General features: G+C 34.4%; 12 protein-coding genes, 2 tRNA genes and 1 pseudogene. 10 read left to right on the top strand and 5 right to left on the bottom strand.

Annotated elements, in window-relative coordinates:
* The first annotated feature begins 121 nt into the window (after positions 1-121).
* The 3 genes from A9G42_RS01595 to A9G42_RS01585 all read left to right on the top strand — a co-directional run bounded on the left by A9G42_RS01595 (position 122) and on the right by A9G42_RS01585 (position 2,655).
* Positions 122-1,330, top strand: a complete 1,209-nt coding sequence (locus tag A9G42_RS01595) for an aldose 1-epimerase family protein (protein ID WP_065567102.1) — start codon at positions 122-124, stop codon at positions 1,328-1,330.
* A gap of 269 nt (positions 1,331-1,599) precedes the next feature.
* Positions 1,600-2,193 carry a UbiX family flavin prenyltransferase gene (locus tag A9G42_RS01590; protein ID WP_065652447.1) on the top strand — a complete coding sequence of 198 codons (594 nt, stop codon included), beginning with the start codon at positions 1,600-1,602 and terminating at the stop codon, positions 2,191-2,193.
* A gap of 21 nt (positions 2,194-2,214) precedes the next feature.
* Positions 2,215-2,655 (top strand): hypothetical protein, encoded by a 441-nt coding sequence (locus A9G42_RS01585; RefSeq protein WP_065567100.1) that lies wholly within the window; start codon positions 2,215-2,217, stop codon positions 2,653-2,655.
* Positions 2,656-3,014: 359 nt separating this feature from the next.
* Here A9G42_RS01585 and A9G42_RS01580 read toward each other — a convergent pair whose 3' ends face one another.
* Positions 3,015-3,650: a hypothetical protein gene (locus A9G42_RS01580; RefSeq protein WP_065652446.1), complete on the bottom strand. Its 636-nt coding sequence runs from the start codon at positions 3,648-3,650 to the stop codon at positions 3,015-3,017.
* 731 nt (positions 3,651-4,381) lie between these two features.
* Here A9G42_RS01580 and mgtA point away from each other — a divergent pair.
* Complete coding sequence (mgtA, locus tag A9G42_RS01575) at positions 4,382-7,090, top strand: magnesium-translocating P-type ATPase (protein ID WP_065652445.1); 2,709 nt, start codon at positions 4,382-4,384, stop codon at positions 7,088-7,090.
* Between the two features lie 317 nt (positions 7,091-7,407).
* Here mgtA and A9G42_RS01570 read toward each other — a convergent pair whose 3' ends face one another.
* Complete coding sequence (locus A9G42_RS01570) at positions 7,408-7,638, bottom strand: YdcH family protein (protein WP_065582975.1); 231 nt, start codon at positions 7,636-7,638, stop codon at positions 7,408-7,410.
* 191 nt (positions 7,639-7,829) lie between these two features.
* Between A9G42_RS01570 and A9G42_RS01565 the strand changes: the two genes are divergently transcribed.
* Entirely contained in the window at positions 7,830-9,350 is a 1,521-nt protein-coding gene (locus tag A9G42_RS01565; RefSeq protein WP_065652444.1) for a helicase HerA-like domain-containing protein, read from the top strand.
* Positions 9,351-9,396: 46 nt separating this feature from the next.
* The gene (locus A9G42_RS01560) at positions 9,397-10,482 is read left to right on the top strand and encodes an AI-2E family transporter (protein ID WP_065652443.1); all 1,086 of its coding nucleotides are present in this window, start codon (positions 9,397-9,399) and stop codon (positions 10,480-10,482) included.
* A gap of 24 nt (positions 10,483-10,506) precedes the next feature.
* Here the strand turns inward: A9G42_RS01560 and bcp are convergent, their stop codons facing one another.
* Together bcp and hemL are read right to left on the bottom strand one after the other, a co-directional pair.
* Entirely contained in the window at positions 10,507-10,983 is a 477-nt protein-coding gene (bcp, locus tag A9G42_RS01555; RefSeq protein ID WP_065582972.1) for a thioredoxin-dependent thiol peroxidase, read from the bottom strand.
* 61 nt (positions 10,984-11,044) lie between these two features.
* Complete coding sequence (hemL, locus tag A9G42_RS01550) at positions 11,045-12,337, bottom strand: glutamate-1-semialdehyde 2,1-aminomutase (protein WP_065589037.1); 1,293 nt, start codon at positions 12,335-12,337, stop codon at positions 11,045-11,047.
* A gap of 159 nt (positions 12,338-12,496) precedes the next feature.
* On the opposite strand from hemL, the gene erpA reads away from it, so the two are divergent.
* From erpA to A9G42_RS01535, 3 genes are all read left to right on the top strand, one after another.
* Positions 12,497-12,835, top strand: coding sequence for an iron-sulfur cluster insertion protein ErpA (erpA, locus tag A9G42_RS01545; protein WP_034914816.1), 339 nt, complete (start codon positions 12,497-12,499; stop codon positions 12,833-12,835).
* 211 nt (positions 12,836-13,046) lie between these two features.
* Positions 13,047-13,134, top strand: a tRNA-Leu gene (locus A9G42_RS01540).
* Positions 13,135-13,153: 19 nt separating this feature from the next.
* Positions 13,154-13,229, top strand: a tRNA-Gly gene (locus A9G42_RS01535).
* 68 nt (positions 13,230-13,297) lie between these two features.
* Here A9G42_RS01535 and A9G42_RS14610 read toward each other — a convergent pair.
* Positions 13,298-13,423 (bottom strand): annotated as a pseudogene (locus A9G42_RS14610) (DUF4865 family protein); the annotation flags it as partial.
* Positions 13,424-13,717: 294 nt separating this feature from the next.
* Here A9G42_RS14610 and A9G42_RS01530 point away from each other — a divergent pair.
* Positions 13,718-13,987 (top strand): hypothetical protein, encoded by a 270-nt coding sequence (locus A9G42_RS01530; protein WP_065652442.1) that lies wholly within the window; start codon positions 13,718-13,720, stop codon positions 13,985-13,987.
* The last annotated feature ends 78 nt before the right edge of the window (positions 13,988-14,065 follow it).

Raw genomic sequence — 14,065 nt, 5'->3', positions numbered from 1 at the left:
TGATGCTAAAAAAGTGTGAATGACCTCTCATTTTTGCCATTTTCTTTTATTGCTTCTTCGGTTTTTATGTCATATTGACTGAAACGATTCAGTATTAACTTATTAACGATGAGGTCTTACCATGAAAATCAAAATTGTTTCATTAGCAGTGCTACTTAGTTTGGCTAGTTATCATGCCAATGCGAAAGAATTTGTATTGACTGATAATGAAAACGGCCTTGCTAAAGGGAATTGGTCGATTTCAAGTCAAGCTTTAGGTGTAAAAGGTAAAACGTTTACTATTGAAAATACCGTGCTTAAAGGTGGTAAACAAGATGGTACTGAAGTTTTAACTATTTCTAGTGATAACTTCACGATTAAATTAAGCCCAACTCGAGGATTAGGTATTTTGTCGGTTGTTGGTGATGGTGTGCGTATGGGCTGGGATTCGCCAGTAAATGAAATTGTTCACCCCAAATATATCAATTTAGAAAGTCGTGGAGGCATAGGTTGGCTAGATGGTTTTAACGAAATGATGGTGCGCTGTGGTTTTGAGTGGACAGGTCATGCGACGCAAGCTGATGGTATGATGTATACACTCCATGGTCGTGCACAAAACACGCCGGTATCTAAATTAATGGTGGATATTGCTGATAAAGCACCATACACTATTACAGTGAAAGGTTTAATCAAAGAAAATACGTTCAAAAAAAGTCACCTAGAAACGTGGGCATCACTTAGCTATGTACCAGGAAGTAGGGAGTTTACCGTGCATGATGTGGTGACTAATAAAAGTGATTATGCACGCGATTACCAAATTATCTACCATAGCAATTTTGGTACGCCAATTCTTGAAGAAGGTGCACAGTTTGTTGCGCCAGTAAAAGAAATCTCACCATTTAACGATTATGCTAAAAATGGTTTAAACACATGGCAAACTTATTTAGGACCAACAAAAGGCTTTGATGAAATGGTATTTAATGTGTATCCTTTCGCTGATAGCAACGGTCAAACTCAAGTAATGGTAACTAACAAAGCTGGCGATAAAGCCGCTGGTATTGCTTATAATATTAAACAGTTGCCTGTCCTTTCGTTGTGGAAAAACACCGACACACTGAAGCAAGGTTATGTCACCGGTTTAGAGCCAGGTACTAGCTTTGCTTATCCTGTAACTATTGAGCGTGAACAAAAACGTGTTCGACAACTTGAGCCAGGACAAAGCGCAGAGTTTACCTTAACTTATAGTTTATTATCGAATAAAGATGATGTAACAAAATATGCAAAAAAAATCGAGGCTATTCAAGGTAACCAACAAACCAAAGTTGTTAATGAACCCATGGCTAAAGAATAAATCACTAAAAATGGCTGCCAAAATCTTATATTGGTAGCCATCAATAACCGCTTAATAACTTAACCTCCGCTTCTTAATTTATTTATTATCAATGTATCAATAAAGCTAAGAATAACCTGCTGTCTACTTGATTCGCTACGCATATATAGGGTATAGTCACTTCCTTGATAGCTGGCTTTAATATCGCTTGTTATGAGCAGTATAATGTTATAAGTTGACTGTTTAAATTAATGATTTTATCGCAATTGGATATTAATACAGGAATAGACATGACAACGCGTCGAATAATAATTGGCATTAGTGGTGCAACAGGAATTGCTTATGGAATAAAAGCTTTAGAGCTATTAAAACCAATGGACATCGAAACTCATCTTGTTATTTCTAAAGCAGCACAAATAACAAGTGCATACGAAGTTCCTAACATGAATATAAAACAAATTGAAGCACTTGCAGATAAAGTGCATTCCATTAACAATATTGGTGCTGCAATTGCTAGTGGCTCTTATAAAACAATCGGCATGCTAGTTGCTCCTTGCTCAATGCGTTCATTATCGGCGATTGCTAATAGCTTGTCAGATAATTTACTGACTCGTGCTGCTGATGTCGTATTAAAAGAGCGACGTCGGTTAGTCTTAATGATTAGAGAAACACCACTTCATTTGGGGCATATTAAAAATATGGAATTAGTCACATTAATGGGGGGCGTGATATTTCCACCCGTGCCAGCACTTTATCAGCATATTAGTAGTATTGATGACATGATCACCCACAGTGTAGTTAGGGCGCTTGATTTGTTTGGCATGGACGTTCCATCGCTACCTCGTTGGGGTGAAGATCTGCACCTTAACGTTAAACCTGAATAATGTCAATCGAGTCCAGAAAATATGCAAACGGATCCTAGAATTATTAAATTCATCAAAAAGCATCATGTATTATCGCTTCACGTCATCTTGCCAGACAACAAACCATGGGCATGTAATGCCTTTTATGTCTTTGATGAACGTGTAATGTGCTTGTATCTCCTTTCCGAATTAAAAACTGAACATGCTAAAGCCATGTTAACTTGCCCACAAGTTGCAGGCACAATTAGTGTGACACCTAAAACGGTTGCCCAAATTCAAGGCATCCAATTTCAAGCTCAAGCAATACAATTACAAAAAGAACAGGCCAAGCACGCTTATGCACAATATTATCAAGCATTTCCGTTTGCTAGAATAATAAAAGCACCAATTTGGTCATTACAGTTACAACGTGTAAAGATGACCAGTAATTTATTGGGATTTGGACGAAAAATCTATTGGAACCAAGAAGAAAAAGAGAGTTAGCGTGGTTTTTATATTTCTAAAAAATATCCATTCACCCTATTTTCATTGTTAAAAAACAAAATGTTATAAATGATTAGCAAAAAGAGTGCTCTCAAAAAACTTCAATAAAATCAATGGTTTTTCTGACTGCTTTTTGTTGTTTTTTAACAAGTTTACTTGGCGCTATGTCATAGGCATTTTTAGTTAATAAGCATCGTTTTTTGTCGAACCGGTATTATTGCTTATTAGTCTTTGTCTTTTTTCGATTATTTACCTTAAATATAAAAAGTGCTAGCAATTGGGTTAATTATTTTATAAAAATAGAAAAAGGGATAGAAATGTTTATCAAGTTGATAATAAAAGTGTTATTAATCATTTAATTAACAATTTTTATCTTCAATTATTTTCGCCAGCTCATCGTTTGCTCTTTGTAAAAAAGCGTTGTCTTTTAGAATAAAAAGGTAGGTTTTGAATCGTTTTATGGGATCTACAGCAAAAAGAAACAGCGCGGTCACAATGATAAAGACTGTCAAAGTAGCAATAATGATATCAATTACCCAAGGTGAGCTTAGCATAGTAATAATGTTAGCAAGCAGTATAATAAATGCCAACACAAAGGCAATGCCACTAAATAACACTTCTGTAATTAAATATGGTTTAAGTGGTGTAATGTGTGTGTTTTCGATTTTAAAATATTGCGTTAATAAATCTAATTGGGTGAGTTTAATTAGATTATGGGCATCAGCATTAATTAATGAAATAGCAATATTTTCTTTGTTGATACTGCCTGATTTATAAAAGCAGACTTTTTCCCAAATAAGTTTCTTTTTGATGTTATTTAAATAATCCATTTGATATTTTGAGTGAGGTACTTTTTCTAAAATATCTGCATACTTAATGATATTATCAAAATTTTCATTTTTAGTCCGTTTTTTGTAGATAAATGCAACCAAAGACAGAACAAAGATAATTACCAAATTGAACCAGTTAGCATAAAGTAATTCAGAAGGGTTCATTTAACATATTCTCGTTAATTTATCGTAGTGTAATTGTAACTTATATTGGATAAGAGCGGTATCGATTCTATATCATAATGTAAATAAAAAAGCCCATAAGTGTTGTTTTTTAGTAAATGCCGTCCTTTTGCTATTTTATGGGTTGACATCTGTTTGCTAAAGGCGTATAAATTCCCCCGCCTTTTAAGCTTTTCTTTCTTTTTAGCTATTACATAAGTTAAAAATAAGAGTAAAGAAAAGTTGAAATACAAAGTGTAGAGTTCAATTTACAGGAGAAATATGGACACTCAATCGGATCACCCCAAAATGAGGGGCGATAAATTTAAACACATCATTATCGGTTAATGAACCTGTCTGAATCATCATTTTTTCAGTTCACAAACCGAAATTGATAAAACGGTAACGGTGAACGATATGCATTTTTTTACACGCTATCACACAAATTCAAAACATCAATGCGCGCAAGGCTTAATACTGCGTGTTTTACACCTTTCAGAAAAACACTTAGAACCACCGAGTTGTATCTAAATTCTTAATTAATTCTATTGGCTAATTTAATGCTCAGCATTGGCTGTACAAATTAGCAGCACAAGTTAGCTGCAAAAAATAGCTTATGGGCTAATTTTGTTATGCACTAAATTTTAGCTTATCACAAAATTCAATTACTTATCGTTACTTGGCAACAATGAGTAGGCATACTTTTGCCAAAATTATGAATATAGGTACGTAAGATGACAAAAAATACATCACAACATAAAATACAAAATAGTGTAGATATCAAAGCTATCAATGAAGCTCAAAGTAGCCTCGATAGTATTTTATCTAAATTTCAATCAAGCCTTTCAGGTTTAACGCAAGAAAATGCAAAATCAAGAATTGAAAAATACGGTAAAAATGAAGTCGCACGAGAAAAAGCCCCCTCAATTTTAGTACAATTATTAATGGCATTTAATAACCCATTTATATTTGTATTATTAGCGTTGGCCTCTGTTAGTTTTGTGACTGATTTCTGGTTGCCTTTGCAAAATGGCGAAGAAACGGATTTAACAGGGATTATTATTATTCTAACAATGGTGTCACTAAGTGGGTTATTACGTTTTTGGCAAGAATTTAGATCAAATAAAGCTGCTGAAGCGTTAAAGTCAATGATTCGCACAACAGCGACCGTATTGCGCCGTGCACATAAAGATATAAGCCCAGAACGCATTGAAATTCCATTAAGTGAAATTGTTCCCGGTGATATTGTTTATTTATCTGCTGGTGACATGATCCCAGCGGATATTCGATTGATTGAGTCGCGAGATTTATTTGTTAGCCAAGCTGTTTTAACGGGTGAATCAATTCCTGTTGAAAAGTACGATACATTAGGTGCAGTTACGCAAAAAACAACTGATAATATTGAAGCATCCAATATTAGTAAAGATAATTTACTTGATGTAAATAACATCTGTTTTATGGGAACTAATGTCGTAAGTGGCACTGCGACGGCTATTGTCGTTGCGACTGGCGCTGATACACATTTTGGATCATTAGCAAAATCGATTGTAGGATCTCGTGCTGAAACCTCGTTTGATCGAGGGGTTAATAGTGTTAGCTGGTTACTTATTCGATTTATGTTAATTATGGTGCCAATCGTCTTTTTTATTAATGGTTTTTCAAAAAATGATTGGGGTGATGCTGCACTTTTTGCTTTAGCGGTAGCTGTTGGCTTAACGCCTGAAATGTTACCAATGATTGTGAGTGCCAATCTAGCAAAAGGTGCCGTTGGCATGGCAAAGCGCAAAGTGGTTGTTAAACGGTTAAATGCCATTCAAAATTTTGGCGCAATGGATATTTTATGTACCGATAAAACTGGCACTTTAACACAAGATAAAATCATTTTAGAACATCATCTTGATATCAATGGTCAAGTTGATTCATCGGTTTTAGAACTTGCTTGGCTTAACAGCTATTATCAAAGCGGTATGAAAAACTTGATGGACAAAGCGATCATTCGTTTTACTGAAGAAAAGACCAATATGAAAAGGGTTGGGGTCGGTTTATATAAAAAAATTGATGAATTACCGTTTGATTTTGTGCGTCGCCGTTTATCAGTTGTTGTACAAAATGGTGGTGATAACCATTTAATGATTTGTAAAGGCGCAGTTGAAGAAATGTTATCTATAGCCAGTTATGTTTATGAAAATGGTGAATATTTACCTTTAGATGACAACCGCAAACAAGCGTTAATTGCCTTAGCTCATGATTATAACAAAGAGGGGTTTAGAGTTTTAGCTGTGGGTGTTAAGGATATTCCCGCTAGCGATACAAAAGCGCAATACACAGTACAAGACGAAACCGCATTAGCAATTCGTGGTTTTTTAACCTTTTTAGATCCACCAAAAGAAAGTGCGCTTGAAGCCATTTCGGCATTAAGTGAACATGGTGTGGGAGTTAAGGTATTAACAGGCGATAACGAAATTATCACCATTAAAGTGTGTCGCGAAGTCGGTTTAGAACCAGGTGTTCCGTTGCTAGGCACTGAAGTTGAAAAAATGGACGATACTGAACTGAAAATACAAATCGAGCAACATACTATTTTTGCTAAATTAACGCCGTTGCAAAAATCAAGAATTATTCGATTATTGCAAGAAAACGGACATACCGTTGGCTTTTTAGGTGATGGTATTAATGATGCACCAGCATTACGTGATGCGGATGTTGGTATTTCGGTTGATACCGCAACGGATATTGCCAAAGAATCCGCAGATATTATCCTGCTTGAAAAAAGCTTAATGGTATTAGAAGAAGGTGTAATATGTGGACGTGAAACTTTCGGCAATATCATGAAGTATTTAAACATGACAGCGAGCTCGAATTTTGGCAATATTTTTTCAGTATTAGTTGCTAGTGCGTTTTTACCATTTTTACCTATGCTAGCAATACATTTACTAATTCAAAACTTGCTGTATGATATTTCACAACTCTCATTACCATGGGACAAAATGGATGATGAGTTTTTACAAAAACCGCGTAAATGGGATGCGCTAAATATTAAACGTTTTATGATTTGGATTGGACCAACATCATCTATTTTTGATATTACAACCTATGCACTAATGTGGTTTGTTTTTAGTGCTAACAGTGTTGAAGCGCAATCACTATTTCATTCAGGCTGGTTTATTGAAGGGTTGTTGTCACAAACTTTGGTTGTGCACATGCTGAGAACACAAAAAATTCCATTTGTGCAAAGCACAGCTGCATTTCCTGTGATTGTGATGACCTTGTTAATTATGGCTGTGGGTATTTATATCCCGTTTTCTCCATTGGGTGGATTAATTGGATTACAGCCATTACCGTGGTCATACTTTCCATGGCTTTTAGCAACCTTGTTTAGCTATTGCTGTGTTGCACAATTGATGAAACGTATTTATATCAAACGTTTTGGTCAGTGGTTCTAATTGTTAGAAACAGCTAGGCGATGTTAACATCGCTTAGCGATTTTAAAACTCATATAATAAAATCGTATTAAAAACTACTTTATTAGCCCTATAATTATAACTAAAAGGAAATAATCTATGAAAACACCACATAAAAATTTAATAATGTTAATTAAAAGCCGAAAACAAAAAAAGACACAGCAGCAATTACAAGCTAAATAATTAGTGCAATGAATTAAGTTTACATATAATAAAAACCCCCAAACTATTGGGGTTTTTATTTAATCGTTTAATATAATAAAAGTCTATTTTTTCAATTCGTGATGAACTGTGCTCAATTATAAGTTTAAATGAGTATCAGACGCTTTTCTTAAAATTTCATAAATTTCGTCTTTAATTTTAAGTTTTTGCTTTTTTAATGCCTCTATAGTTTCGGTCGTATTGACAATAATGCCAGACTCAATATTTTTAATTTTTTGATCTAACTCATTATGTTGATCGAATAATTTTTGAAAACGTAAATCAGTATTTTTTAATTTAGAAATGATTTCTCGGTATTCTGGAAACATAACGCCTCCTTATAATAGGTTGGATAGAATAATAACAATAGCAGCTATTGCTAATTCAGAATACAATATTATTGGTTGGATTAATAGAAAAATTGCACAAATGGCTACATTGTTTTGTTATTTATAATAAAACAGGTTGAATTATAAATTAAATCACAAATTTAATCATAAAGTTACTAAAGGGGTACCGCATGAGTGAGTCGATTGTAATTGCCAAAAGCCATGGCAAAGATTTATCTGTTATTGCTGCATTGGCTAATCGTCATGGTTTAATTACTGGTGCAACAGGCACGGGTAAAACAGTAACATTACAAAAAATGGCTGAAGGTTTTTCAAAAATAGGTGTGCCAGTTTTTCTTGCTGATGTTAAAGGTGATTTAACGGGGATTGGCGAAAAGGGCATACTATCTGAAAAACTACAGGCTCGTTTAGCCAGCATTGAGGTTGATAATTGGCAACCAGACGCATCACCAATTGAATTATGGGATGTGTTTGCTGAAAAGGGCATTCCCGTTCGTAGTACCGTGTCAGATATAGGGCCGATTCTACTTGGTCGATTACTCGACTTAAATAATGTTCAATCAGGTGTGTTACAACTGATATTTAAAATTGCTGATGATAAAGGACTATTATTAATTGATTTTAAAGATCTTCGAGCATTAATTCAATTTGTAGGCGATAATGCTAAACAATTTACTACGCAATATGGCAATATTTCGCTATCATCAATTGGAGCAATCCAACGTAGCTTATTAACACTAGAACAACAAGGCGCTGAGTTTTTTCTTGGCGAACCAATGCTGGATATTCAGGATTTAATACAAGTTAACGCTCAAGGTCGTGGCATTATTAATATTTTATCGGCTGAAAAATTATATAGCTCACCCAAATTATATTCTGTCTTTTTATTATGGTTATTGTCAGCGCTTTTTGAGCATTTACCAGAAGTGGGGGATCTTGATAAACCAAAACTTGTCTTTTTTTTTGATGAAGCACATTTACTTTTCAATAATATTTCACCAGCATTACTAGAAAAAATAGAACAAGTTGTGCGCTTAATTCGATCTAAAGGAGTCGGAATTTATTTTGCTTCTCAGAACCCGAGTGATATTCCTGACACAATCTTGGGGCAATTAGGCAATCGTGTACAACATGCTTTGCGTGCATTTACACCAAAAGACCAAAAAGCCGTTAAAATAGCTGCTCAAACCATGCGTGCCAACCCAAGTTTTGATACGGAAAAAGCAATAATGGAATTAGGTGTTGGTGAAGCGCTTATTTCATTTCTAGACGAAAAAGGCCGTCCAAGCATAGTTGAACGTGGCTATATTATTGCCCCAGGTTCAAAGATGGGGGCAATGGCGCCAGATAAGTTATCATTAATTGTTCATCAATCTCATCTTTATAATAAATATGCGCAAATGCTAGATCGTCAATCTGCTTATGAATTATTGAAAAATGGATTTTTGTTAGATAGCCTGCCTAGCCAAAATACGAATAGTAACGAGGCCAAAACAGAAGAGGTAAGCAATAAACAAAATCACGGTGGGTTGATTGATTTTTTTAGTACACTTCTTTTTGGCAAGCAAGGTCCAAAAGGTGGGCAACATGATGGTGTGGCTCAGAAAATAGTCAAAAGTACAACTAGGCAAGTCGTCAATCAAATCGGTAAACAGATCACCCGTGGTATATTAGGTGGTTTTAAAAAATAATTAACTTAAGTTTATTATTCCCAAAATTTAGCAAAAGGAGAGTTTGATGTTAAAAATGTTTATAGATTGGTATAAAAAACGTTTTAGCGATCCGCATGTTGTGTCGTTAATGGCTGTGATTGTTGGCTTATTTATTATCATCTATTTTTTTAATAAAATTCTTCTGCCTGTTTTGATTGCTATTGTACTGTCGTATTTACTTGATAGGCCAATTAACTTTTTGCATAAAAAAAACATACCAAGAACGCTGGCTGTTGTGATGGTATTGTTGTTTTTTTTAATGATTGTTTTAGTTGGCTTTATGATTCTATTACCATTAATTTGGCAGCAAAGTATTAGCTTAATCACTAATATTCCGAACATGCTAAATTTCGCTAACAATTTCATTACTACATTGCCAGAGCACTATCCTGAATTAATCGATGTTGGTTTATTTGATTCGATTATCCAAGGTGTTACTAACAAAGTTGTGCAAACAGGTAATTCGTTATTACAATTTTCTATTGTGTCTTTATTTGGGCTGGTTTCGATTACAATTAATGCGGTATTAGTGCCAATAATGATGTTTTTTTTATTAAAAGACAAAGCCAAAATTTGGGGGTATTGCTCAAAAATTCTACCTAAAAATCGTACAATTTTAAACAGAGTTGCAGCGGAAATGGATATGCAAATATCTAATTATATTGTTGGTAATGTTTTACATATTATTATATTGACCGTATGTGTTTATATTCCTTTTTGGTACTTTAGTTTAGATTATGGACTATTATTAGCTGTACTTGTTGGATTATCTGTGTTAGTGCCTTATGTTGGTATTATTATTTCAAGTATTCCTGTTGTATTAATTGCGCTGTTCCAATGGGGATTGACTACTGAATTTAGCTATTTGCTATGCTTTTATATTTTGATTCAAGCATTAGATGGTAACTTATTAGTTCCTTGTTTATTTTCAGAAAAGCTTAACTTGCATCCACTCGTTATTATTTTGGCGGTGATTGTGTTTGGTGGCTTGTGGGGCTTTTGGGGAATATTTTTTGCAATACCTTTGGCAACATTGGTTAAAGCAATTATCAATGCTTGGCCAAAACTGGATGAATTGAATAATGCCAATAGTGAACTAAAAGCAGATTAGTCATTAATCTGCTTTTAATCAAAGTTATTTGCTGTGATTTTTAAGATAATCTAAAACCACTTCATGGTGGTTAGTTGTTTTAAAATTATCAAATACTTTCTCGATTATTCCATCTTTACCTATTAAAAAGCTAATGCGATGAATTCCATCATAGGTTTTACCCATAAACTCTTTTTCGCCCCAAGTACCAAATGCTTGGGCAACTTCATGATTTTCATCAGATAGCAATGTAAAATTTAATAATTCCTTTTCAACAAATCGAGATAACTTTTCTGGCTTATCGGTACTGATACCCAGAACCGTTACATTGTATTTTTTTAACTCATCAGAACAATCGCGCAAATTACAAGCTTGCACAGTGCAACCTGGCGTCATCGCTTTAGGATAAAAATAAATTAAAACTCGTTGACCTTTAAAATCTTTTAAGCTTATTTGCTCTCCATCTTGGTCAGGTAACGAAAATTGAGGTGCTTTTACGCCTTCTTTAAGTGGATTAACCATATAATTATTACCTATTTTAATCGTTTAATGTTCTCTTGGTGTATAAAACAGTGTCATACTTTTAAATTAATTTACTAAAAAAACGACTTGCTGCATCAATGGTGTGATTGATCTCTTTGTCTGTGTGCTTAAGTGACATAAAACCCGCTTCGAAAGCTGATGGTGCAAAGTAAACACCTTCAGTTAGCATATGATGATAGAATTTTTTGAATAATTCAACATCGCATTGCATGACATCTTGATAACAGCTTACTTCAGAAGCAGTTGTAAAAAATAAACCAAACATTGCACCAGCATAATTTACGACTAACGGCACGTTATGCTTTTGGGCAACTGACAATAAACCGTTAGCAAGCTGTGCAGTTTTTTCTGCTAACTCTTGATAGATCCCAACTTCCATTAGTTTAGTTAATGTAGTGTATCCTGCTGCCATCGCAACAGGATTACCAGACAGGGTGCCAGCTTGGTATATTGGCCCGGTTGGTGCTAATTGCCTCATAATATCAGCACGACCACCAAATGCTCCAACAGGCATACCACCACCAATAATTTTTCCTAAACAAGTTAAATCAGGAACAACATCATAATAATCTTGAGCACCACCCAGTGCGACTCTAAAACCTGTCATCACTTCATCAATAATTAATAAAGCGCCATATTCATCACAAAGTTCACGTAATCCATGTAAAAATTCTTTTTTGGCTGGGATACAGTTCATGTTACCTGCAACAGGTTCAATGATAATAGCGGCGATATCATTGGGATATTGCTCAAATTGTTTTTTGACTGATTCTAAATTGTTATAATCACAAACTAATGTATGCTTAACAAAATCATTAGGCACACCTGGAGAGGTTGGATGACCGAAAGTCAGAGCACCGGAGCCCGCTTTAACTAACAAATAATCAGCATGGCCATGATAACAACCTTCAAACTTAATAATCTTATCTCGGCCAGTAAAACCACGTGCTACCCGAATAGCACTCATGGTTGCTTCAGTGCCTGAATTCACCATCCGCACCATTTCAATTGAAGGCATTAATTGTGTCACTAAATTAGCAACTTTGGTTTCTATTTCGGTTGGCGCTCCATAACTTAAACCATTACGCACTGCATTAATTACCGCATTGGCAACATCAGGATCGTTATGCCCAAGGATCATTGGTCCCCAAGAACCTACATAATCGATATAGGCCTTATCGTCCACATCATAAATGTATGCGCCGTTTGCTCGCTCAATAAATAAGGGGGTGCCACCCACACCATTAAAAGCACGAACAGGGGAATTCACGCCACCAGGCATAACGGATAATGCTTGATGATAAAGCTTTTCTGATTTAAATGTGTTTAGCATAACCGGAATAATCTCTCTATAAAAATTTGCTGTATTTATTCATAAAATCAAAATAAATTCAAGTTAGCTATTAAAAATTTATTTAATAGAAGTTTTCTATTTTGTATTTTTATTTGGCAACAGTATATAATACAAAGATCAATATATTAGGAGAAGAATATGAGCGATGCTTTACCGATTAACTTTACTGATGCGGCAGCTAATAAAGTTAAATCACTCGTCACAGAAGAAGAAAACCCAAATCTAAAATTACGCGTATATATAACTGGTGGTGGATGTAGTGGGTTTCAATACGGTTTTACCTTTGATGAAAAAGTGAATGAAGATGACCTAGCTATCGAAAAAAATGGTGTGTCGTTAGTTATCGATCCCATGAGTTTGCAATATTTAGTTGGTGGCACCATTGATTATGTTGAAGGATTACAAGGCTCTCGTTTTGTGGTTGATAATCCTAATGCAACAACAACTTGTGGCTGTGGATCTTCTTTTAGTGTTTAAATTGCATTTGTTTTTTTACACTATTAGCTTTTATCGCTAAACAAACAATCATACTTTTCTGATTTTTAGTCAAATAGAACAATAAAGCCACAAAACATGACAAACATTGAGCAGTTAGACAATAATTTTAATATTTTTGTTGACGCCAAATTTTAGATGGGTAGAATGCACAGCATTCAAAACGCAGTTACTCTTAAGTAACCAGTTTTGAGCCCGGGTGGTGAAATCGGTAGACACAAGGGATTTAAAATCCCTCGGCCTTTTTGGCCGTGCGAGTTCAAGTCTCGCCCCGGGCACCATTAACCAAACACTTCTTATGCGGGAATAGCTCAGTTGGTAGAGCACGACCTTGCCAAGGTCGGGGTCGCGAGTTCGAACCTCGTTTCCCGCTCCAATATTTAATTGACTACCATTTAGATAATTTATAGTTAGTAAAACAACAGCATTAAAATTAGAATTGATTTCTGATATTAAATAGGCTTTAAATAATAAGCCATCAAATTTATCTGTTTTATATCCATTTAATTTAACTCTATTTTTTATTAACTCCATATCATAATTATCGGGTAATTTGATTTTATATTGCATAGCGTACATGAGCATCACCTCTCGATTTAAATAATTAAAATAATTATAAATGGCAGATATTATTATTGAATAGTCTTAGTCTATGATAGGGATATCAAAAATAATGATAATGGACTTTAAGGGATAAACTATTAAAATAACAAAAGAAACATTTTTTCAAATGAAATTGTCAATAAAACAACGGGTGCAATCGAATATGAATTAGATCGTCATTATTATAACGCTGTTGTTACATTTAATAGATTAAAGAATAAAAATTACGCTTTAGCCAAAAAGCATTATTTAGCAGTTGGTATGCTAAAAAGTAGTAAGGCTAAAAATATGGGTAATTTCCCAATATTAATTAATCGTGATATTTCATGCCCTCTTAGAAAATTATCTATTCAACTTTATCAAGAAACACGAATACTCATTGAAACTGATACGTTAAATAATATCTTATCAATCGTTAAACAAGGTGATGCGATTGTATTACTTCCCCTATCTTTGGCGATAAATGAGCTAACGACTGCTGATGAACATAGTCATGATATCATTTATTATGAATATAAAAATAATGCTTAATAATTTGCTATTGTTATTATCAGATCACTTAAATTCCATCACTGATTATATTAAACTGCAAATGAGTGATTATTTTAA

This window comes from Gilliamella sp. Nev6-6, from assembly GCF_001690605.1.
In the GTDB taxonomy this organism is placed as follows: Bacteria; Pseudomonadota; Gammaproteobacteria; order Enterobacterales; family Orbaceae; genus Gilliamella; species Gilliamella apicola_C.
This window is presented reverse-complemented; position numbering and strand designations above follow the sequence as displayed.

Coding starts and splice junctions, on each gene's coding strand:
- A9G42_RS01595 (WP_065567102.1), top strand. CDS start 122: ATGAAAATCAAAATTGTTTCATTAGCAGTGCTACTTAGTTTGGCTAGT.
- A9G42_RS01590 (WP_065652447.1), top strand. CDS start 1,600: ATGACAACGCGTCGAATAATAATTGGCATTAGTGGTGCAACAGGAATT.
- A9G42_RS01585 (WP_065567100.1), top strand. CDS start 2,215: ATGCAAACGGATCCTAGAATTATTAAATTCATCAAAAAGCATCATGTA.
- A9G42_RS01580 (WP_065652446.1), bottom strand. CDS start 3,650: ATGAACCCTTCTGAATTACTTTATGCTAACTGGTTCAATTTGGTAATT.
- mgtA (WP_065652445.1), top strand. CDS start 4,382: ATGACAAAAAATACATCACAACATAAAATACAAAATAGTGTAGATATC.
- A9G42_RS01570 (WP_065582975.1), bottom strand. CDS start 7,638: ATGTTTCCAGAATACCGAGAAATCATTTCTAAATTAAAAAATACTGAT.
- A9G42_RS01565 (WP_065652444.1), top strand. CDS start 7,830: ATGAGTGAGTCGATTGTAATTGCCAAAAGCCATGGCAAAGATTTATCT.
- A9G42_RS01560 (WP_065652443.1), top strand. CDS start 9,397: ATGTTAAAAATGTTTATAGATTGGTATAAAAAACGTTTTAGCGATCCG.
- bcp (WP_065582972.1), bottom strand. CDS start 10,983: ATGGTTAATCCACTTAAAGAAGGCGTAAAAGCACCTCAATTTTCGTTA.
- hemL (WP_065589037.1), bottom strand. CDS start 12,337: ATGCTAAACACATTTAAATCAGAAAAGCTTTATCATCAAGCATTATCC.
- erpA (WP_034914816.1), top strand. CDS start 12,497: ATGAGCGATGCTTTACCGATTAACTTTACTGATGCGGCAGCTAATAAA.
- A9G42_RS01530 (WP_065652442.1), top strand. CDS start 13,718: ATGCTAAAAAGTAGTAAGGCTAAAAATATGGGTAATTTCCCAATATTA.